This is a genomic window from Nitrospirillum guaranorum, assembly GCF_034653275.1.
Lineage (GTDB): Bacteria > Pseudomonadota > Alphaproteobacteria > Azospirillales > Azospirillaceae > Nitrospirillum.
The window spans coordinates 689,713-709,540 of sequence record NZ_JAYEES010000001.1 but is presented as its reverse complement, the minus strand read 5'-3'; the positions used below and the strand labels follow the sequence as shown (position 1 = coordinate 709,540).

Genomic DNA, 19,828 nt, shown 5'->3' with positions numbered 1-19,828 from the left:
CGGGTGGGGGTGCGGCCGTCACGGCCGCGCCCCGCTTCCTAGGGCTTTCGGTCCCATCACCGGGAGCCATCACCGGGAGGACGACGCGCACACCGCCGGCGCGGCGGTATCATCGTGCCCCGTTACCGCACCGGGGCCCTCCCAGCCGGCGGCCGCCCCCTCCGGTCCGCCCAGCAGGCTGATCAGCCCCGCCAGCAGCGCCGCAGCCGCCAGGACCAGGAACACGTACAGGGGGTCGGCGCTCAGGGTGCCGATGACACCGATGACGGAAGGTCCCAGGATGCCGCCCACGCGGTTCAGGCCCACCGCCACCCCCAGGCCCGTGCCGCGCACCTCGGTATGGTAGGTCATGGCCTGATAGTTGTTGAGCACGGCCTGGGCGCCGAAGATGCAGAACCCGGCCGCCGCCACCAGCGCCACCGTCGCCGGGCCGTCGCTGACCACACCCAGCCCCACCATGGCCAAGACGGCCATCAGATACCCACCGGCCATGGTCTTCACCCGGCTGCGCCAATGGTCGGCCAGCCAGCCGGCGGCCATTCCGCCGAAGATGGAGGCGACCATGATGAGGGTGCCATAGGCGAAGGCCGAGGACACGGCCGCCCCCCGCGCCACCACGATGGTCGGCAGCCAACCCGTCAGGCCGTGCACGCAAAACAGGCTGAGGAAACCCACCGCCCAATGGACCAGGGTGTTGCGGCGGTACATCGGCGACAGCAGCACCCCGACCGACGCCCTGGGCGCGCGCCGGGGCTGAACCAGCGCCGCCGTGGTGTAAAGGGCCGCCCGGTCGGGCCGCAGGGCCGCGAGCAGCCGCCGCACCTGGACGGAATCCCCCGTCAAGACCAGGTACCGCATGGATTCCGGCAGCCACCGGGTGGCGGCGAGGGCCACGATGCCCGACAACGCGCCGGTGTAATAGAGCGCCTGCCACCCATGGTCGGCGGTCAGGAACACGCCGGCCAGGCCAGCGCAAATCCCCCCCAGCGACAGCCCCAATTGAAACACCCAGGTGACATAGGTGTTCGCACAGCGGGCCGGCGTCCATTCATTCAAGTAGGTCAGCACCAGGGGAGTCACCATACCCAGGGCCAGGCCCAGCACCAGCCGGCAGAGGGCGAAAGCCACCGGCCCCCGCACCACCAGCGCCAGCACCAGGTTGGCGACCATCAGCAGCCACAGGGCCGCCACCAGGACACGCCGCCGGCCGTAACGGTCGGCCAGCAGGCCCTGAAGGACGGAACCGATGGCCAGGCCGAAAATGCCGGCGGACAGCATGATGCCGATCAGGGAGGGCGACGGCTGCCAGCTGCGGCGAACCAAGGGGATGACATAGGCGGCGTTGAACAAATCATAGCCGTCGAAGAACATGATGAGGCCCATCAGCAGGGCGAAGCGGCGATGGAAGGCCCCCACCGGGGCCGTCGCCAATTCGTCCGCCGCGTTAACCGCCGCCGCCATCCCCTACCTCCCTGTCGTTCTTCTTCGATTTCATGGGCCCGGTGATCAGGCCATCTGCCGGTCCAAGGCCACCCAATGGGCGGCCCAGTCGTCCGGCCGCGTTCCTACCCCGTAGACGTAATTGTCGGGCCTGACCAGGGCGGCGGTGCAGGCATGGGTCTTGAACCAGGCCGTCAACACGCCGTCAGCCTCCTTCAGACCCGCAACGCCGCCTACGCGCACCAGCGCCAGCCCTGGCAGCGCGGCCACCGCGCCCGGCCCGGCCCAATCATCCGCGATGACCAGCCGCCAGCCGGTGCCGGTCAGGGAATCCAGGCGCCGGCGGCCGCCATCCGCGTCCAGGATCCAGGGCTGGGGGAACAGGGTGCCGTTGGCGGGATGGGGCGTGATCGCCAACAGCCCTTCCTCCAGCCGGGGCAGCACGTTCTGCCGCGGCTCATCCCGCACGGGGCCGCCGGCCTCGGCCAGCAGGCGGATGTCACGCATCCGGGCCAGGTCGCGGTCCCGCTCGCAGATGACGGCGCCGATGGCCTTGATGCGGCCCGTGAGGTCCCGCACATGACGCGACCGTTCCACACCATAGCTGTCCAGCAACCCCTCGCCGCCATGCCCGTCCAGGACGGCGGCCAGCTTCCAGGCCAGGTTGGCCACGTCGCGGATCCCCTGGCACATGCCCTGGCCCAGGAAGGGCGGCTGCTGATGGGCGGCGTCGCCGGCCAGGAAGACCCGCCCGCGCCGCCATTCATGGGCCACCAGGGCATGGAAGCGATAGCTGGCCTGGCGCCACAGCGTGGCGTCCTCCGGCGTCAGCCAGCGCGACAGCAGGCGCCAGGCCCCCGCCTCGGTCGCGGCCTCACGCGGGTCCTCGCCCTCGTTGAGAGAGATTTCCCAGCGGCGGTGGTTCCCGGGCCCGATGACGTAGGTCGCCGGACGGTCAGGGTCGCAGTACTGGACGCTGACGGCCGGCAGCTTGGCCCGGCCGCGCTCATTCACCCGCGCGTCGACCACCAGCCACGGCTCGTCGAACGCCAAGTCATCCAGCGCGATCCCCAGCAAGGTGCGCACCAGGCTGGACGCGCCGTCGCACCCGATGGCGTAGCGGGCGCGCACCTCTTTAGCCCCGCCCGCCCCGTCCCGCAGCGCCAGGGTGACGCCGCCGGCATCCTGCTCCAGGCCCTCCAGCGTCACGCCCAGGTCCACCGTCACCGAGGGCAGCGCCCGCGCCCGGTCGCGCAGGATGGCCTCGACCGGCGGCTGGGTGAAGACCAGGGACGGCGTGTAGCCCAAGGGAAAGGGCGGCGCCACGGTGGTGAAGCGTTTGATCAGCTGGCCATCCACGCCGTAGTACTCCGACGGTGTGAAGGGCTCCACCCAGGGTTCCACCGCCTCGGCCACGCCCAGCTGCTGGAACACGCGCATGATCTCATGGTCCAGCGCGATGGCCCGGGGCTTGTCATAAACCTCATGGCCGCGGTCGCAGACATAGGTCCGCAACCCCGCCTGCCCCAGCAGACCGGCGGCCACGGCGCCGGACGGGCCGAAGCCGACGATGGCGACGTCGTACACCCCCGCCATGTCAGCCGACTTCATCCTGGCCGACCTCATCACGGATCACGTTGGCCAGCAGGCCCACGCCTTCGATCTCCACTTCCACCCGGTCGCCGGCGCGCATCCATACCGGCGGCGTGCGGGCGAAGCCCACGCCGGCGGGCGTCCCCATAACGATGACGTCGCCCGGCTCCAGCGTCAGGCATTCGGTCAGGAGGGCGATGGTCTCGGCCACGCCCCAGATCATGCTGTTGGTGTTGGCGCTTTGCATCACCTGGCCGTTCAGGCGGCATTGGATGGCCAGGCCGGCCCCGCCGGGGGGCAGGGCGTCGGCCGTCACCAGTTCGGGCCCGAAGGCGCCGGTGCCGTCGAAATTCTTGCCGATGGTCCATTGCGGCGTGCGCTTCTGGTAATCGCGCACCGAGATGTCGTTGAAGCAGCTGTAGCCGAAGACATGCCCCAGCGCCCGGTCCTGCGCGATATGGCGGCCGGCCTTGCCGATGACCACGGCCAGTTCCGCCTCGTAGTCCAGCTTTTCCGAGACGCGGGGGCGCAGGGCCGGCGCGCCCGCGCCGATCAGCGAGGTGGCGGTGCGCATGAAGAACCAGGGATAGTCCGGCTTCTCCCGCCCGCCCTCCTTGGCATGGTCGTAGTAGTTCAGGCCCAGGCAGATGATCTTGCCAGGGCGCGGCACCACCGGCGCCAGGGTCAGCGAGGCGCGGTCCAGGCGGGGCGCGGCGGAGGCCAGGGCGGCGGCGCCGGCCGCGACCAGATCCACGCCGGCCATCAGGGCGGCAGCCATGTCGGCCGGCACCCCCGGTTGCGCCTGGTTCAGGTCGATGACGGTATCGCCGTCGACGACGCCCAGGCGGGGCCCGGCGGAAGAGAGGTAGGTGACGAATTTCACGGGTAAGCCACTCCTGGAAAAAGGTGGGGGAATCAGCCGGCGGGGGCGAAGAACACGGCGCGCTGCGCCTGCTTCAGGGCCGGGGATGGCGGTTGGGAGATGCCCCACTGGTCCACACGGCCGGGCGGCCAGGTCCAGTTCTCCGGCGCGCCGGTGGGATAGCTGTCGTCCACCTGCTGCACCTCAGCCGTGTATTCGATGACCACGCCGAAGGGGCCGATGAAATAGTTGAAGCCGTTGTTGCCGGGTCCGTGCCGGCCAGGGCCCCATTCGATGGCGTAGCCGGCGTCGCGCATGCGACCGCCGCCGCGCATGACGGAGTCCAGGTCCGGCATCAGGAAGGCGATGTGGTTCAGGCTGTCGGTGTCGGCATCGCCCAGGGCCACGCTGTGATGGTCCGGCCCGCAACGCAGGAAGGCCATGATGCGGGTGCGGTCCGACAGCTTGAAGCCCAGCGCCCGCTCGAAGAACAACTGGGTGCGGGCCACGTCCCGGCTGTTCAGCACCACGTGCGTCAGGCGGACGGGCCGGTCCGCCACCTCGCCCGCCGGGCCATGTTCCTGGTCGCCGTGGACGAAGCGCAGGATGCGACCATCAGGATCGGCCACGGTCAGCCCGGTCCCGCCCCCCGGCTCCGTGACCGGGCCCACCGGCGCCAGGATGCGACCGCCCGCCTCGACCACCGTCCGCGCCAGGGCATCCAGCGCCGCGCGCCCGCGCGCCCGGAAGGTGACGTCGCGGATCTGGGTCACCGGCCCGGCGTGCAGGGACAACAGATGGTGGTCGGCGCCCGTGCCGCGCAGGTAGACCGCGTCATCAGCTCGGGCGGCCACGTCGAGGTGCCATACCCGGGTATAGAAATCCTCGGCCACGGCCACGTCGGGCACCGTCAGGGCGACACTGCGCAGGGCGGCGACGTGCGGCGAGGCGATGTAGGGGGAGGCGGTCATGGGGGTCCTCATCAGGGTCCGGGATGGAGGGCTCACCCGTGCGCCAGGCCGGCGCCGGCCACGCCGTGGATGCAGATGGCCTCATCCTCGTCGCCGGTGCCGCCGCTGGCGCCCACGGCGCCCAGGACGGTGCCGGCCGCATCCTTGATGACCACGGCCCCAGTCTGCGGGATGAAGCGCCCCTGGCCGGTGGCGGCCAGGGCGGCGAAAAAGGTGGGGTTGTCCTGGGCCCGCTGGTGCAGGGCGCGGGAACTGGCGCCCATCGCCGCCGCCGCCCAAGCCTTGCCCAGGGCGATGTCGGTGCGGAACATGCTGGCGCCGTCCTCCCGCTGCAGGGCCTTAAGGTGGCCGCCTTCATCCACCACGACCACGGCCATGGGACGGTGGCCCTGGGCGCGGGCGTGGGCCAGGGCGCGGCCGAGGATGTCGTTGGCTTGGGCAAGGGTCAGGGTCATGGGGGTATGCCTCCAGGGGTCAGCGGGCCGATCCGGTGCCGATGGGATAGAGCGGGTCCGGACTGTCGTGGGGGATGTCGGATGCTTGCGCCGCCACCGCCGCCATGCTGCGCGGCAACTCCACCGGCAGACGCCCCTGGGGGGCGGCCTTGCCCGTCACCACGTCCAGCAGGGCGGCATCGCTGACGCCGAAATCGACGTAGAGACGGGCCGCCTTGTCGCGGACGTCGGTCAGGATGGCGGGGCGGTCCAGGTAGACGCTGACCACCGCCGGAACCTTGGCGGCCACCGCCGCTTTCAGCGCCTCGTAATCCGCGTCGCCGTCATGGAAGCCCAGGTCGCCCTCATGCTGGATCTGGCCGAAGGTGTAGGTGGGGTGCAGGGTCTGGAAGGGCGCGGACAGGCGCAGCAGCGCCACGTCGGCCTGCCGCAGATCGTCCACCACCGTGAGGCCCGCCGCCCTGGCGGCCTCGGGGGACACGCCGCGCAGGTAGACCCTACGCCCCGCCAGGGGCAGGGGGCCCCCGCCCGCTTCCAGCAGCACCATGGCGCGGGCCTGGGCCGCCAAGCCCTCGGCCTTGAAGGCCGGGGCGCCGACGACCTTGGCGGCGGCCTCCGCATCCACATAAGGGTTCTCGAACAGGCCCTGCTGGAACTTCAGGGCCAGGACACGGCGTACCGACTGGTCCAACCGCGACGGCGTCACCAGGCCCTGCCTCACGGCCGCCAGCAGTGGGGCGGGGTCGTCCACCCCGCCGAACTGGTCCAGCCCGGCCAGCAGGCCCTTGGCGACGCGCGCCGGGGTGGACAGATCCTCCACGCCCCAGGCGGTGGAGAAGCCGTCGAAGGTGGGCCGGGTCCCCGCCGGAAAGCCGTCGCGGCAGGCCTGGTCGCAATCGTTGACGATGGCCCAGTCGGACAGGACGATGCCCTGGAAACCGTAGGTGTCGCGCAACAAGTCGGTCAGCAGCCAGCGACTGAAGCCGGCGCCCACCTGTTCCGCCGGCCGGCCCTCCACCACCATGTCCTTCAAGATGGAATATGTCGGCATGACGCCGGCCACATGGGCGGCGAAGGCGCCCGTGAAGGGCAGGACGTGCAGATCGAACTGCGCCGGCCGCACCACGGAATAGCGGCCGTAGCTGTTGTGGCTGTCGAAGCCATCCTGGGCGGCGCCATAGCCCACCCAGTGCTTCACGATCGCCGAGACGCCGGTGATGCCGGGGCCATCGTCCCCATCCTGGAAGCCCTGGACATAGGCCTGGACCAGGCGGCGATCCAAGTCCGGATCCTCGCCGAAGGTGCCGTTGATGCGCGGCCAGCGCGGCTCCGTCGCCACGTCGGCCATGGGCGACAGGGTCTGGTGTATGCCCACCGCCCGGTATTCCTGGCGCGCGATGTCGCCGAAGCGGCGGACCAGGGCCACGTCACCGATGGCGCCCAGGCCCAGGGCCTCCGGCCATTGCGAAAACCCGGCGGACGCCATGCTGGCGCCGGCGGTCATCTGGAAATGATGGCGGGGGTCGCTGCTGAGGGTCAGCGGTATGCCCAGGCGCCCGCCCTCGGCGATCTCCTGCAAGTGGTTGTTCTGTTCCGCCAGGGCCTGCGGCTTGGCGATCTGCCGGGTCGTCATCGTGGTGACCGCCCGGTCGCGGATGAGGTGCGCGGCGGCGGTGAAGTCATAAGGCCCGCGCATGGTGGCGAAGGTGAAGCCGCCCTCCGGCGGTGCCGTGCCGTGCAGCAGGGTGCCGGCCTTCTCCTCCACCGTCATGCGGCCCAGCAGGTCCGCCACGCGCGCGGCGACCGGCAGGCGCCAATCCTCATAAGGGTCCAGCACGCCGTTGCCGTTCAGGTCGCGGAAGGACAGTCCGTCCACCGTCAGCAGCGGCTTCACCCGGCCGCCCAGCACCGGCTGCTGCTGGCCGCCGGCGGCCGAACCGGCCAGCAGCAGGGGCAGGGTCAGGATGGCGCTCAGGTGGATGGTGGATCGCATGGCCCCCAGGCCCCTCTGTCACGTCGGGAAAAGGGGGCGTGCCGCCCGAAATGGAGATGGGCGGCACGCCCAGGGGAAACGGGGTGAAGTCCCCGGAGGAAGATCAGAACCCGGCCTTGACCCGGACGCCCATGTAGCGTTCCCAATCCCGCGACAGGCCGGCGATGATCACGTGGCCGCTCCAGAACTGGCTGTCGACCAGGCTGCGGTAGTTGTGCTTGTCGAAAACGTTGTTGACGAAGAACTCCGCCGACCAGTCGCTGTCGCGGCCGTGGATGCCGGTGCTCAGGTTCAGGACGCCGAAGCCGCCCTGCACCGTCAGCGGGTTGCCCAGCGGGTCGTATTGCACCCGGCTCTGGTATTTGTAGAAGGCGCCGAGGTCGGCATCGAACGGCAGGCTGGGCAGCGGCACGGTGTAATTGGCCGACAGGTTGAACTTCCACTTGGGCGAATAGGGCAACTGGGACCCGGCCAGGTTCTTCTGCACGCTGCTGCCGCCGCTGCCGACGATACAACCCTGGGCCACGGTTTGGCCCTTGTAGCAAGGGGCGTTGGGCAGGTCGTCGATGGTGGCGTTGATGTAGGCGACGTTGGCGCCCAGCCGCAGATCCTTGACCGGCACCGCCGTGACGTTCAATTCCACGCCCTCGGTCTTCACCTTGCCGGCCGCCAGCGTCTTGAACACGGGCGCGGCCGTGGGGTCGTTGGGCGGCAGGTAGATGGTCTGGACGGGGAAGTTGTCGTAGTCGGCGTGGAACAGGTCCACGTCCACCATCAGGCGGCGGTTGAACCATTCGCTCTTGGCGCCGATTTCCACATTGTTGACCACCTCGCTGGCCAGGGGCACCAGCTTGGCCCCGGTCTGGGCGGTGGCGTTGTCCTCGGTGTCATAAGACTTGCCGGATTCCGCGTGGGCGTACGTCACGTAGGACATGACGTTTTCCACGAAACGGTGCTGCAGGCTGGCCTCCCCCGACAGGAAGGAATAGGAGGTGTCGCCGACGTTATCGAGGCTGACCTTGGTGTAGGTGGGGCGGAACAGCCAGTTGTAGTCCAGCTTGTCCGACTGGTAGCGCAGGCCGCCTGTCAGCGAGGTGTCGGGCAGGAATTGCCAGGTGGCGCGCGCGTAACCGGCCGTGCTTTGCGTGCCCGACGTGCGGTACCAGTCGGTGGGCGCGATGGCGCGGCGATAGTCGTACTTCACCTCCAAGTCGCTGTAGATGAAGCCCACCAGGTACTTCACCGGCCCAGTGTCGTCGGAGCTGAAGCGCACCTCCTGCACCGTGTTGTCACTGGTGCCCCGCTGGTGGAAGTAGCGGTCGGCCGGCGCCACCGGCACGTTGATGGCGACGAAATCGCCCGTGACGTTCTGGTCGCTGCTGGCGAACGAGGTGAGGGAGCTGAGGGTGCCGAAGTCGAAGTCATAATCCAGGCGCAGGGTGCCGCCGCTGTCGCGCGCCGCCGCCGTGGAATAGCGCGAGGAGGCGTAGGCGTTGTTGTCCGGCCCGATGGTGACGCCCGGTTCCAGCTGGCCGATGGTCAGCTGCGCGGCGGCGGGCGTGGTGTCGAACCGGGACAGAACCTTGGACGAGGGATCGGCATAGACGATGGCGCCGGACGAGGAGGCGCCCGTGGTGGACTGGCCACCGACGAAGTCCGCCTGGGTCAGCTGATTGAAATAGCTGGCGTTGACCGTCAGCTTGTCCGTCGCCTGCCACTTCACCTTCACCCGGGCGCCCCGGGTGTCCTGGCCGTTCAGCTTCTTGCCCAGGGTGACGTTGTGGACGTTGCCGTCCCACTTGTCTTCGAAGGCGGACAAGCTGAAGGCCAGGTTGTCCGCCAGCGGGCCGGACAGGAAGGCGCTGACCTTGGTCTGGCTGTCGTCCGTCTGCTCGGCGCTGACCGCGCCGGTCCAGCGGGTCATGGACGGGCTGCGGGTGACGATGTTCACCAGGCCCGCCGCCGCGTTGCGGCCCGAGAGGGTGGATTGCGGCCCGGGCAACACCTCGATGCGCTCCACATCGCTCAACTCGTTGGCCAGCGAGGCCCAGGTCGGCTGCGGCACGTCGTCGAGCACGATGCCCACCTGGGCGGGCAGGTTCTGGGAAATCGGCAGGGTGGAGATGCCGCGCATGGCCAGCGAGCGCTGGCCCGGCAGGTTGCCGGTGACGCCACCCTGCAGCGAGGGGGCGATGGCCGACAGGTCGGACAGCTGGTTCACCCCCGCCTGGCTCAGCGCCTCCGGCGTCACCACGTTGACAGTCTTGGGAATGTCCTGAACGTTTTCCGAACGCTTCTGCGCCGTGACGATGATTTCCTGCAGCCCCAGCTCGTCGTCGGCCGTGCCGCCGGCCGCCTGGCCCGCCGCCCACGCCGTGCCCGACAGCATCAGCGCGCCCGCCGCCGCGGATGCCAAAAGCGCCACACCATGCCCATGATGGCCACGCATCTCTCGATCCTCCCTGAATTTCTTTTTGGCCGCCTCAGCCGGGAAGTCCCGGACGGGGGCGGTTGATGCCAGCCGCCGGCTGGCCGGTACCCCTTCGGGGGTAGCCCGGACGCCGGTCGCGGCTGGATGTGCGCATTACAATCGGCTGCTGAATTGTTGTCTAATAATAAGATTGGCGTATCTTATAACCTGAAGTTTGAACACATCCCCAACCGCCTGGCTCTTTCCCCTCATGAAGATCGATCCCCGCCGCCTGATGGAATTCCTGGCCGTGGCCCGCCACGGTTCGTTCAACAGCGCCGCCGCCGCCTCGCGCGTGTCGCAGCCGGCGCTGTCCAAGAACATCGCGTTGCTGGAACGCGAGACGGGCGTGCGACTGCTGGACCGGGACCGCACCGGCGCCCGCCTGAATTCCTTCGGCGAAAGCCTGGTGCATTACGCCCAGGCGCTGGAAACGCTGCTCGAGCGGGCGGGGGAGGAACTGTCGCTGAAGCGGCAGGGGATCGAGGGGCCTCTGGCCATCGGCGTGACGCCCGTGGCCGCCGCCGCCCTGGTGCCCCGCGCGTTGGAGGTGATGACCCGGCAAACGCCGCGCGTCATGGTCTCGGTGGTGGAGGGGCTGGACGATGAATTATCCCTGCACCTGCGGCAGGGACAACTGGACCTGATCGTCGGCCCCCTGGGCGTGGGCCCCCACTATGAGGATTTGATCGAGGAGCCGCTGTTCATGGACAGGGCGGAACTGATCATGAGGCCGGACCACCCGCTGGCGCCGGCCGCCACCCTCAACCTGCGCGACCTGCAGTCAGCGTCCTGGGTGCTGCCCAGCGCCGGCAGCGTGTTCCGCCGTCAGCTGGAAACCCTGTTCGTCACCGCCGGCACCCGCTGGCCCACCGGCGGCATCACCACCAATTCCATCCTGGCCATCAAGTCCATCGTCATGACCACGGACAGCGTCGCCCTGATGTCGCCCCAGCTGACGGCCGTGGAACGGGCGGCCGGCCGGCTGCGGAGCATTCCCCTGGCCGACGCCCAGGCGGTGCGGCCCGTCGGCCTGATCCTGAACGCCAAGGCGCCCCGCAGCCCGCTGGCGGCGCGCTTCATCGCGATCATGCGCGACATCATCCTCCAGGACCCGCATTCGGGCTGAGGCCGGCGCGCGCGGACAGTGCCGCACCCCCGGGCCTATTCGGATGCGGAGTGTTCGGCGATATAGCGTTCCAGCGCCGTGGCCGCGTTCAGCATGTGGGCGCGCATGCGGCGGGCGGCCGTCTCCCCATCTCCCTCGGCGATGGCGGCCATGACGCTGTCGTGTTCCTGGCGGGAATGGGCCATGCGGTCGCCGTGGCGCAGCTGGGTGCGGCGGAAGGCGTTCAGCCGCTTGCGCACCGCCATCGCCTGTTCCGCCATGAAACTGTTGTGGGTGGCCCGGTAGAGGGTTTCGTGGAATTCCCGGTTGAAGGCGTCGTAGGCGTCGACGTCGCCCCGCTGCACCATCTCCAGGGAATCCCCGTGCAGCCGCATCAGGCGGCTGCGTTCCAGCGGGGTCATGCGATGCGTGGCGAGGCGCACGCACATGGCTTCGATCTCCGCCGTGGCCTCGAACATGTCCATGATGCGCTCAGGCGTCAGGCGCGTCACGACCACGCCCCGCCGGGGCCGCATCTCCACCAGGCCGCTGACGGCCAGTTGGCGCAACGCCTCGCGCACCGGGGTGCGTGAGGCGCCAAACCGGTCCGCGAGGTCCTGCTCGTCCAATTGCATCCCGGCGGGCAAGTCGCCCCGGGCGATCTCGTCCGTCAGCGCGTCACGGATCCGGTCCGAGAGCAGCGCCCGTTCCTCGGACAGCCCTTCCGTCAGGTCGACGACCGCGCTCATGATGTCTCAGCCCCCCACGATGCCCCGGACGATAAGATAAAGGATCGACGGGGCGACAAGGCAACCTAGACCTGTATGGAAGGTGGCCGTCAAGGCGCCGTAGGGCACCAGCCGCCGATCCGTCGCCGCCAACCCGCCGGAAACGCCGCTGACCGTTCCCATCAGGCCGCCGAAGACCATGGCGCTACGCGGATTGTCCAGGCCGATGGCCTTGGCCACGATCGGCGTGCCGACCATGACCAGCACCGCCTTGAAGACGCCGGTGGCGATGGACAGGGCCATGACCGCCGAGCTGGCCCCCAGGGCGGCGCCCGTCACCGGGCCGACGATGTAGGTGACGGCGCCGGCGCCGATGGTGGTGATGGACACCGCGTCGGTGTACCCGAAGGCGACCGCGATGAGGGAGCCGACGATGAAAGGCAGGATGGTGCCCAGCGCCAGGGCCAGCGCGCCGACCGCGCCCGCCTTGCGCGCCTGGACCACGTCCACCTCGAACGCCGTGGCCACGATCGCGAAGTCGCGCAGCATGGCGCCGCCCATCAGGCCGATGCCGGCGAAGACCGGGATGTCCACGACGCCCTTGTCCCCACCCGTCCACAGGCCGGCGGTGAAGGCGGCCGCAAGCCCGATGACGATGGCGATGGCCGAGCCGTGGACCCGGCCGAACAGCAGGCGCTTCGAAATCGCGTTCGACAGCCACATCACCAGGCCGACGACGGCGAACGCGGTCAACAGGGCGTTGGCGGACAACGCGTGCTTCAGGATTTCCATGACCGTCCTCCGTCAGACCGTGGGCTCGCCGGCGGACGGCGTGCGCGCCCTGGCCTTGGCTTCGATCTCATCCATGGTCTCACCCTTCTTGCCGACGCGGCTGATCAGGGCGACGGTGGCGAAGCAGACCAGCACGGCGGCCACGCCGGCGATGAGCACCAGCGGCCCGCTGCGCGCGGCCACCAGCACGTTCTGCTGGGCCGCCATGGCCACCACGATGGGAATGTAGAGGGCGCCCCAGAACTCGACCCCGAACTTGACGCCGGCGGTCATCAACCCCCGGCGGGTGAGCCACAGGCGCGCGGCGATCAGCAGCAACATGGCGATGCCCACACCGCCGACATTCGCCTTGACGCCCAGGGCCGACCCCAGCAGGTCGCCCAGGAAGCCGCCCAGAAGGGTGCAGATGGCCAGCAGCGCCACACCGGAGATGGTCATGGGCGACCTCCCCCACACACCGGTCGATCAAAACGCAAAGCCGCCATCGTATCCCTCCGTGCATGCAGACTCTCCCGGTCCGCAGTTTTAAAAATACACAATATTGAATTTTCCGCAATTGAGGATACATTAAACTCGATAAATCCACCTTGCGCATACGAAGGTCGATCATGCGGGATTGGAACACCAAGGGCCGGGGCAGACAGGCGCGGCTGGAAGCGGGCCAGCGCCTGGCCACGGGCAAGATCGTCGCCGCCCAGGACCTCGTCACCTTCCTGGAGGCGATCCTGCGCCCCGGCGACCGGGTCTGCCTGGAGGGGGACAACCAAAAGCAGGCGGACATGCTGGCCAAGGCGCTGGCCAAGGTGGACCCGGCCAAGGTCAACGGCCTGCACATGGTGCAGTCGGGCGTGGTCCTGCCGGAGCATCTGGACATCTTCGAAACCGGGATCGCCCGGCGCCTGGACTTCTCATATTCCGGCCCGCAGTCGGCGCGGATCGCGCGGATGATGTTCGGCGGCCAGATCGAACTGGGCGCCGTCCACACCTACCTGGAACTGTTCGCCCGCTATTTCATCGACCTGACGCCGCAGGTGGCCCTGATCGCGGCGGTCAGCGCCGACAAGGCCGGAAACCTCTATACCGGCCCCAACACGGAAGACACGCCCACCGTCGTGGAGGCCACCAGCTTCGGCAAGGGCCTGGTCATCGCCCAGGTGGGTGAGATCGTAGACCAGGTTCCGCGCGTCGACATTCCGGCCGACCAGGTCCATTTCGTGGTCGACGCCGGCCGACCCTTTTATGTCGAGCCCCTGTTCACCCGCGACCCGGCGGCCATCACCGAAACCCAGATCCTGACGGCCATGCTGGCCATCAAGGGACTGTACGCCCCCTACGGCGTACGCCGGCTGAACCACGGCATCGGCTTCAACACCGCCGCCATCGAACTGCTGCTGCCCACCTATGGCGAGCGGCTGGGCCTCAAGGGCAAGGTCTGCACCCATTGGGCGCTGAACCCCCACCCCACCCTGATCCCCGCCATTGAAAGCGGGTGGGTGGAGCAGATCCATTGCTTCGGTTCCGAAGTGGGCATGGAAGACTACATGCGCGCCCGGCCGGACATCTTCTTCACCGGCCCCGACGGGTCGCTGCGGTCCAACCGGGCCTTCTGCCAGACCGCCGGCCTTTACGCCTGCGACATGTTCATCGGCTCCACCCTGCAGATCGACCTGGCGGGCAACAGCTCCACCGTCACCGGCAGCCGGGTCGCCGGGTTCGGCGGGGCGCCCAACATGGGGTCGGACGCCCGCGGCCGCCGCCATCCCAGCGCCCCCTGGCTGCGCGCCGGCCAGGAGGCGGACCCGGACGGCCCCCCGCCCCTGCGCCGGGGGCGCAAGCTGGTGGTCCAGATCGGCGAGACCTTCGGCGACGGCAACGCGCCCATGTTCGTGGAGCGCCTGGGCGCCCTGGACCTGGCCGACAAGCTGGACCTCGACCTGGCGCCGGTCATGGTCTACGGCGACGACGTCACCCACATCGTCACCGAGGAAGGCATCGCCAACCTGCTGCTGTGCCGTGACAAGGACGAACGGGAACAGGCCATACGGGGCGTCGCCGGCTATACCGAAGTCGGCCGCGCCCGTGACCGCGCCATGGTGGAGCGGTTGCGCGAGCGCAAGGTCGTCCAGCGCCCCGAGGACCTGGGTATCGATCCGCTGGACGCCGACCGCGCCCTGCTGGTGGCCCATTCCATCAAGGACCTGATGATCGCCTCGGGCGGGCTCTACCGGCCGCCCAGCCGCTTTCGCAATTGGTGAGGCCCGCCCCCATGGAAAACCTGCGCTATGAACTCAGCACCACCAAGACCGCCGGCGGCACCCGCGCCGTCGGCCTGGTGGGCGTCGTCGCCTCCGGCAATCTGGAAGTGCTGCTGGAACGGGGGGAGGCGCCCGACCGGTGCGTCATCGACATCGCCACCCCGGCCCATGGCTTCGCCGCCCTCTGGCAGGCGGTGACGGCGGACTTCGCCGCCCGCACGGCGGCGGGCGGCCTGCGCATCACGGTCAATGATGGCGGGGCGCGGCCGGACACGGCGGCGCTGCGCCTGGCCCAAGGGGTGCGCCTGATGGAGAAACCGGAATGACGAGTCCCTCCCCCACCCGCCACAGCTGGTATGAGGAATTGGCCCGGGGCCGCTTGGCCCACCTGCTGGACCCCGGCGGCTTCACCGAATTCCTGGGGCCCGAGCGGCGGGAGTTCAGCCCGCACCTGGGGCTGTTCAACCTGCCGCATCAGTTGGACGACGGCATCATCGTCGGCAGCGGCAGGCTGGACGGCCGGCCCGTCCTGGCGGCCGCGCAGGAGGGCCGCTTCATGGGCGGCGCCATCGGCGAGGTGCACGGCGCCAAGTTGACCGGCCTGCTGCGTGCCGCCCGCCAGTTGAAGCGCGACGTGCTCATCCTGTTCGACACCGGCGGCGTGCGCCTGCAGGAGGCCAACGCCGGCGAACTGGCCATTTCGGAAATCATCCGCGCGACCCTGGAGGCGCGGGCCGAGGGCGTACGGGTCGTGGGGTTGCTGGGCGGCCGCGCCGGCTGCTACGGCGGCGGCGGCCTGATCGCCGGCTGCTGCTCCGCCCTGGTCATTTCCGAGCAGGGACGGCTGTCCGTCTCAGGCCCGGAGGTCATCGAGACCAACAAGGGCGTGGAGGAATTCGATTCCCGTGACCGGGCGCTGGTCTGGCGCACCATGGGGGGCAAGCATCGCTATCTGATCGGCGGGGTCGACCTGTTCGTCGATGACGACGTCGCGGCCTTCCGCGCCGGCGCGGTGGCGGCCCTGGAACGGCCCGCCGTCCTCGACCAGGCGGTGCTGGTGGCCGAGCAGGCGCGGCTGGAACGCCGGCTGGCGCGCTTCGGCGACGCCGCCGACGGCGCCGAGGTCTGGGCCCGGCTGGGCGTTCCCCATCCCGCCGCGGTGCCGGACCTGGACACCGCCGCCTTCCTGACCATCGCCACCAGCAAACGGGAGGGCGCCGATGCGGCCCGCTGACATCCTTTCCTCGCTTTTCCCGGCCGGCCACCAGGTGACGGAGGCGGGCGGCCTACTCAGCGGCAGCGGGCGGCTTGATCCGCAGACCCCGGTGGACGTCGTCGGCATCAGCGGCAAGACCTATCCCGGCGTCGATGAGGCCCTGGCGCTGGCCGGCCGCATCCTGGCCATCGCCGAGCGGCCGGACCCGTCGCCCCTGCTGTTCCTGGTCGATTCCGGCAGCCAGCGGATGAGCCGCCGCGATGAGCTGATGGGCCTCAGCGAAACGCTGGCCCACCTGGCCAAGGCGTTGTGGCGGGCGGAACAGGCGGGCCACCGCACGATCGGGCTGCTGTATGGCGGCAGCGCCGCCGGCGCCTTCATCGCCACGGCCCTCGCCTGCGGATCGCTGGTGGCCCTGCCCGGCGCCTGGCCCGAGGTCATGGATCTGCCGTCCATGGCGCGCGTGACCAAGCTGTCGCTCGAGGTGTTGAAAGAGAAGGCCGCCGGCACCCCCGTCTTCGCGCCGGGCCTGGACAACCTGTTCGCCACCGGCGCCATCGCGGAGATATGGGACCCGGCCCGGCCGCTGTGCGACCAGCTGCAGGCCCTGCTGGCCGCCCCCCGGGACCACGACGGGCGGGCGGGGTGGGGCCTGGAACGGGGCGGTCGGGTGAAGGCCGCCGCGATCGCGCGGGACGTGCACCGACTGGCGCTGGCCCATGGTTGACCCCGCCGCCCTGCGCCGCCACGACCTGGTCCACCTGTCCTCCGAGGCGTGGCGCGGCCAGGTGGCCGGCCTGGTGGAGGAGGTTGCCGATTGGGCGGATTTGGGCCGTCCGGCCATCTTCCGGCAGCGTGTCTGCGCCGACCCCGATGGCGCCGTCCCGCTGGGCCTGCCACTGCCACCGGGCATGGGGCGCAAGCGGCTGACCCTGTCCTGTCCCCCCGGCGCCGTGGCCCGGGTGGCGCCGCCGCCCCTGCTGCGCGACGCCCGGTCTTCGGCACCCGCCGCCTGGCGGCCGGCGATCAAGGCCTTGCTCGGCGAAGATCCGTCCTGGCGCTGTTTCGGCAGCCTGGCGTGGCAGCACCTGACCGGCCTGCCCTATCTGACCGATGCGTCCGACCTGGACCTGCTGATCGCGTGCGCCAGCGGCGCGGACGCGGCCCGGATCACGGCGGTGCTGGGCGGCATCGCGGCCTGGGCCCCCATGCGCCTGGACGCGGAACTGGTCTCCGGGGATGGCGCCGCCGTGCAATGGCGGGAGTGGCTGTCGGACGCTCCGCACCTGCTGGTCAAGACCCGATCTGGGCCAGCCTTGGTCGCACGGGAGGTGCTGTTCCCATGACGATGCAGCAGACAGCACCGGCCCGGCCGGCCTCCCCCATCCTGCACCCTGAACACCGCACCAGCCCGGACTGGATCGGCGGGCAGGCGGCGCGGGCCCTGATCCTGGAAGTGGAGACCTGGCCCAAACCCGGCCTGGTCAGCCATATCGACACCGGCGCGCACCGGGACATGGACGCGGCCTTGCTGCGCCTTAGCGCCCGCACGCTGGAGCCCTACTTCGTCGCCCTGGCGGAGGCGGGGGCCGCCGACGCCGGCATGGACCGCCTGCGCCTGATCGGACTGCAGGCGGAGGCGGCGATGCGCCAGGCAACCGGTAACGTGAACACCCATCGCGGGGCGATTTTCGGCCTGGGCCTGCTGGCGGCGGCGGCGGGGTTGGCCGGGGCCTGTGCCTGGCGTCAACCCTTGGGCGCCCTGGTCGCCGCGCGCTGGGGCCGCGAAATCACCGCCACACCGCAGGAAACCGCCAGCCACGGCGGCATCGTGGCGCGCCGCTATCGCACCGGCGGCGCCAGGGAGGAGGCGGCCGCCGGCATGCCGTCCGTCTACGATGTCGCGCGCCCGGCCCTGCGCCAGGGCCGCCGCCTGGCGGCCGGTGATGAGGAGGCCGCGCGCGTCCACGCCTGCATGGCGCTGATCGCCGCCGTGGAGGACAGCAACCTGCTGTATCGCGGCGGTGTCGATGGGCTGGCCTTCGCGCGGGCGGCGGCCCTGCGCTTCCTGCGAGACGGCGGCGTCGGATGCCGGCACTGGCGCTGGGCGGCCAAGGCCATCCATGACGACTTCGTCGCCCGCAATCTCAGCCCCGGCGGCTGCGCCGATCTGCTGGCCATGGCGCTGTTCACCGAGGCGCTGGAATCGTGAGCCTCGCCCTGCTCTGCTCCGGCCAAGGCCGGCAGGATCGCGGCACCTTCGCCTTGCTGGCGGATGAGCCGGCGGCGCGTCCCATCCTGGACGCCGCCACCGGTCCGCTGGGCGCGCATCCCGCCGACTTCTGCCGGACGGCACCGGAAGAGGCGCTGCACGCCAACCGGGAGGGGCAACTGCTGTGTGTCACCCGCGCCCTGGCCGCCGCGGCCGCCCTGTTTCCGGACGGGGCGCCCCCGGACACCATCGTCGCGGGGTACAGCGTCGGCGAAATGGCGGCCTGGGGCATCGCCGGCGTGTGGACACCCGCCGACACCCTGGAGTTGGTGGAGCAGCGGGCGAAGGCCATGGACCTGGCCGGCGGGCCGGACGACCAGCTTGCCCATGTGCGGGGATTGGCGCGTGAAACGGTGGAGCGGCTGGCCCGGCGATTCGACTGCGCCATCGCCATCGTCAACCCCGGCCGGCTGTTCATCGTCGGCGGGACGCGGGCGGCGACGGAGGCCTTTTGCGCCGCCGCCTTGGACGCGGGTGCCGCGCGCGCCGGCCCGATGAGCGTGCGCGTCGCCTCGCACACGCCGCGCCTGGCCGGCGCGGTGGCGCCCTTCGCCGCGGCCCTGGCGGCGGCGCCCACTAAGGCCCCCACCCTGCGCCTGATGACTGCCAGCGGCGCCACGCTGGTGGCGCGGCCGGGCCAGGCGCTGGCCGGATTGGCCGCGCAATTGGCGGAAACCATAGACTGGGCGGCCGTGCTGGAGGCCCTGGCCGAACGCGGCGTCACCACGGTCCTGGAACTGGGGCCCGGCCGCGCCCTGGCGGACATGGCGGCGGCGGCCCTGCCCACCGCCGAGGTGCGCGCCGTAGACGATTTTCACAGCCTGACCGGCGCGCGCGCGTGGCTGAAGGATCGCCTGGATCCATGTACGGCCAGCGCCGGGCAATGATAAATCTCCATGATTCAGCGACCGCGCCGGGCTCTTGCGCTCGGCCATTGAATGGAGGCTTTCCCGGACATGACGACGGACGTACCTGAGCGCATCGCCGACCACCCCATCGACCCCGACATCCTGGCGCGCTGGTCGCCTCGCGCCTTCGACGGATCCCCGCTGGACGACGCGACGCTGGCCACCCTGTTCGAGGCGGCGCGCTGGGCGCCGTCCGCCTTCAACGCCCAGCCCTGGCGCTTCGTCTACGCCCACCGCGACACCCCGGAATGGGAGGCGCTGCTGTCCGCCCTGGTGCCGCGCAACGCCGCCTGGGTGCAGCACGCCTCCGTCCTGCTGTTCGTCCTGTCCGATACCCTGTTCCTGGCGCCCGGCCAGACCGAACCGGTACCGGCCACCACCAACAGCTTCGATGCCGGTGCCGCCTGGGCCCTTTTGGCCCTGCAGGGGCAGAAGCTGGGACTGCACACCCACGCCATGGCCGGCTTCGACCGGGCGCGGGCCACCGAGGTGACCGGGGCCGGCGACCGCTTCCGCGTCGAGGCGGCGGTGGCCATCGGCCGCAAGGGTGATCCAACCACCCTGCCGGAACCGCTGCGGGCCCGTGAGTTCCCCAGCCCCCGCCGCCCCCAGTCTGAAACCGTCCATCGGGGCCGGCTGTCCTGACCCGCCGCGAGGAAGCGGCCGTCGCCACCGCCGGCCGCTTCCCACCCCGCCTCATTCCCCTCAAGCAAATGCCCGGGCGCCCCTGATCAAGATCGGCGGGCGGCGTTTGATATGCTGCAC

Annotated in this window: 19 protein-coding genes; 9 read left to right on the top strand and 10 right to left on the bottom strand. The window is 70.3% G+C overall.

Going from position 1 to position 19,828, the window contains the following annotated elements:
• Positions 1-69: 69 nt before the first annotated feature.
• The 7 genes from UAJ10_RS02815 to UAJ10_RS02785 all read right to left on the bottom strand — a co-directional run bounded on the left by UAJ10_RS02815 (position 70) and on the right by UAJ10_RS02785 (position 9,763).
• Complete coding sequence (locus UAJ10_RS02815; protein WP_322913849.1) at positions 70-1,461, bottom strand: MFS transporter; 1,392 nt, start codon at positions 1,459-1,461, stop codon at positions 70-72.
• 45 nt (positions 1,462-1,506) lie between these two features.
• Entirely contained in the window at positions 1,507-3,051 is a 1,545-nt protein-coding gene (locus tag UAJ10_RS02810; RefSeq protein ID WP_322913848.1) for a bifunctional 3-(3-hydroxy-phenyl)propionate/3-hydroxycinnamic acid hydroxylase, read from the bottom strand.
• The gene (locus UAJ10_RS02805) at positions 3,038-3,916 is read right to left on the bottom strand and encodes a fumarylacetoacetate hydrolase family protein (protein WP_322913847.1); all 879 of its coding nucleotides are present in this window, start codon (positions 3,914-3,916) and stop codon (positions 3,038-3,040) included. Before UAJ10_RS02805 ends, UAJ10_RS02810 begins: the two co-directional genes overlap by 14 nt.
• A 32-nt stretch (positions 3,917-3,948) precedes the next feature.
• A complete protein-coding gene (locus UAJ10_RS02800) occupies positions 3,949-4,866 on the bottom strand; it encodes a VOC family protein (RefSeq protein WP_322913846.1) in 918 nt (305 codons plus the stop codon).
• Positions 4,867-4,898: 32 nt separating this feature from the next.
• Complete coding sequence (locus UAJ10_RS02795; protein ID WP_322913845.1) at positions 4,899-5,321, bottom strand: GlcG/HbpS family heme-binding protein; 423 nt, start codon at positions 5,319-5,321, stop codon at positions 4,899-4,901.
• A gap of 19 nt (positions 5,322-5,340) precedes the next feature.
• Positions 5,341-7,314, bottom strand: a complete 1,974-nt coding sequence (locus tag UAJ10_RS02790) for a glycoside hydrolase family 3 protein (protein WP_322913844.1) — start codon at positions 7,312-7,314, stop codon at positions 5,341-5,343.
• Positions 7,315-7,417: 103 nt separating this feature from the next.
• Positions 7,418-9,763 (bottom strand): TonB-dependent receptor, encoded by a 2,346-nt coding sequence (locus UAJ10_RS02785; RefSeq protein ID WP_322913843.1) that lies wholly within the window; start codon positions 9,761-9,763, stop codon positions 7,418-7,420.
• Positions 9,764-9,995: 232 nt separating this feature from the next.
• Between UAJ10_RS02785 and UAJ10_RS02780 the strand changes: the two genes are divergently transcribed.
• Positions 9,996-10,913, top strand: a complete 918-nt coding sequence (locus tag UAJ10_RS02780; protein ID WP_322913842.1) for a LysR family transcriptional regulator — start codon at positions 9,996-9,998, stop codon at positions 10,911-10,913.
• 35 nt (positions 10,914-10,948) lie between these two features.
• Here the strand turns inward: UAJ10_RS02780 and UAJ10_RS02775 are convergent, their stop codons facing one another.
• Genes UAJ10_RS02775 through madL form a run of 3 tightly spaced genes read right to left on the bottom strand, consistent with a single transcriptional unit; the run spans position 10,949 to position 12,850 of the window.
• The gene (locus UAJ10_RS02775; protein WP_322913841.1) at positions 10,949-11,641 is read right to left on the bottom strand and encodes a GntR family transcriptional regulator; all 693 of its coding nucleotides are present in this window, start codon (positions 11,639-11,641) and stop codon (positions 10,949-10,951) included.
• A 6-nt stretch (positions 11,642-11,647) separates the two neighbouring features.
• Entirely contained in the window at positions 11,648-12,412 is a 765-nt protein-coding gene (madM, locus tag UAJ10_RS02770) for a malonate transporter subunit MadM (protein WP_322913840.1), read from the bottom strand.
• A 12-nt stretch (positions 12,413-12,424) separates the two neighbouring features.
• Positions 12,425-12,850, bottom strand: coding sequence for a malonate transporter subunit MadL (madL, locus tag UAJ10_RS02765; RefSeq protein ID WP_322913839.1), 426 nt, complete (start codon positions 12,848-12,850; stop codon positions 12,425-12,427).
• 170 nt (positions 12,851-13,020) lie between these two features.
• Between madL and mdcA the strand changes: the two genes are divergently transcribed.
• The 8 genes from mdcA to UAJ10_RS02725 all read left to right on the top strand — a co-directional run bounded on the left by mdcA (position 13,021) and on the right by UAJ10_RS02725 (position 19,708).
• Positions 13,021-14,667 (top strand): malonate decarboxylase subunit alpha, encoded by a 1,647-nt coding sequence (gene mdcA, locus UAJ10_RS02760; protein WP_322913838.1) that lies wholly within the window; start codon positions 13,021-13,023, stop codon positions 14,665-14,667.
• Positions 14,668-14,678: 11 nt separating this feature from the next.
• Positions 14,679-14,993: a malonate decarboxylase acyl carrier protein gene (gene mdcC / locus UAJ10_RS02755; protein WP_322913837.1), complete on the top strand. Its 315-nt coding sequence runs from the start codon at positions 14,679-14,681 to the stop codon at positions 14,991-14,993.
• Positions 14,990-15,901, top strand: coding sequence for a biotin-independent malonate decarboxylase subunit beta (locus tag UAJ10_RS02750; protein WP_322913836.1), 912 nt, complete (start codon positions 14,990-14,992; stop codon positions 15,899-15,901). The genes mdcC and UAJ10_RS02750 overlap by 4 nt, the downstream gene beginning before the upstream one ends.
• A complete protein-coding gene (locus tag UAJ10_RS02745) occupies positions 15,888-16,610 on the top strand; it encodes a biotin-independent malonate decarboxylase subunit gamma (protein ID WP_322913835.1) in 723 nt (240 codons plus the stop codon). Before UAJ10_RS02750 ends, UAJ10_RS02745 begins: the two co-directional genes overlap by 14 nt.
• The gene (mdcG, locus tag UAJ10_RS02740; protein ID WP_322913834.1) at positions 16,603-17,229 is read left to right on the top strand and encodes a malonate decarboxylase holo-[acyl-carrier-protein] synthase; all 627 of its coding nucleotides are present in this window, start codon (positions 16,603-16,605) and stop codon (positions 17,227-17,229) included. The genes UAJ10_RS02745 and mdcG overlap by 8 nt, the downstream gene beginning before the upstream one ends.
• Positions 17,226-18,095, top strand: a complete 870-nt coding sequence (mdcB, locus tag UAJ10_RS02735) for a triphosphoribosyl-dephospho-CoA synthase MdcB (protein WP_322913833.1) — start codon at positions 17,226-17,228, stop codon at positions 18,093-18,095. Before mdcG ends, mdcB begins: the two co-directional genes overlap by 4 nt.
• Complete coding sequence (locus UAJ10_RS02730) at positions 18,092-19,042, top strand: acyltransferase domain-containing protein (protein WP_322913832.1); 951 nt, start codon at positions 18,092-18,094, stop codon at positions 19,040-19,042. The genes mdcB and UAJ10_RS02730 overlap by 4 nt, the downstream gene beginning before the upstream one ends.
• A 69-nt stretch (positions 19,043-19,111) precedes the next feature.
• Positions 19,112-19,708 carry a nitroreductase family protein gene (locus UAJ10_RS02725; protein WP_322913831.1) on the top strand — a complete coding sequence of 199 codons (597 nt, stop codon included), beginning with the start codon at positions 19,112-19,114 and terminating at the stop codon, positions 19,706-19,708.
• Positions 19,709-19,828 lie beyond the last annotated feature (120 nt).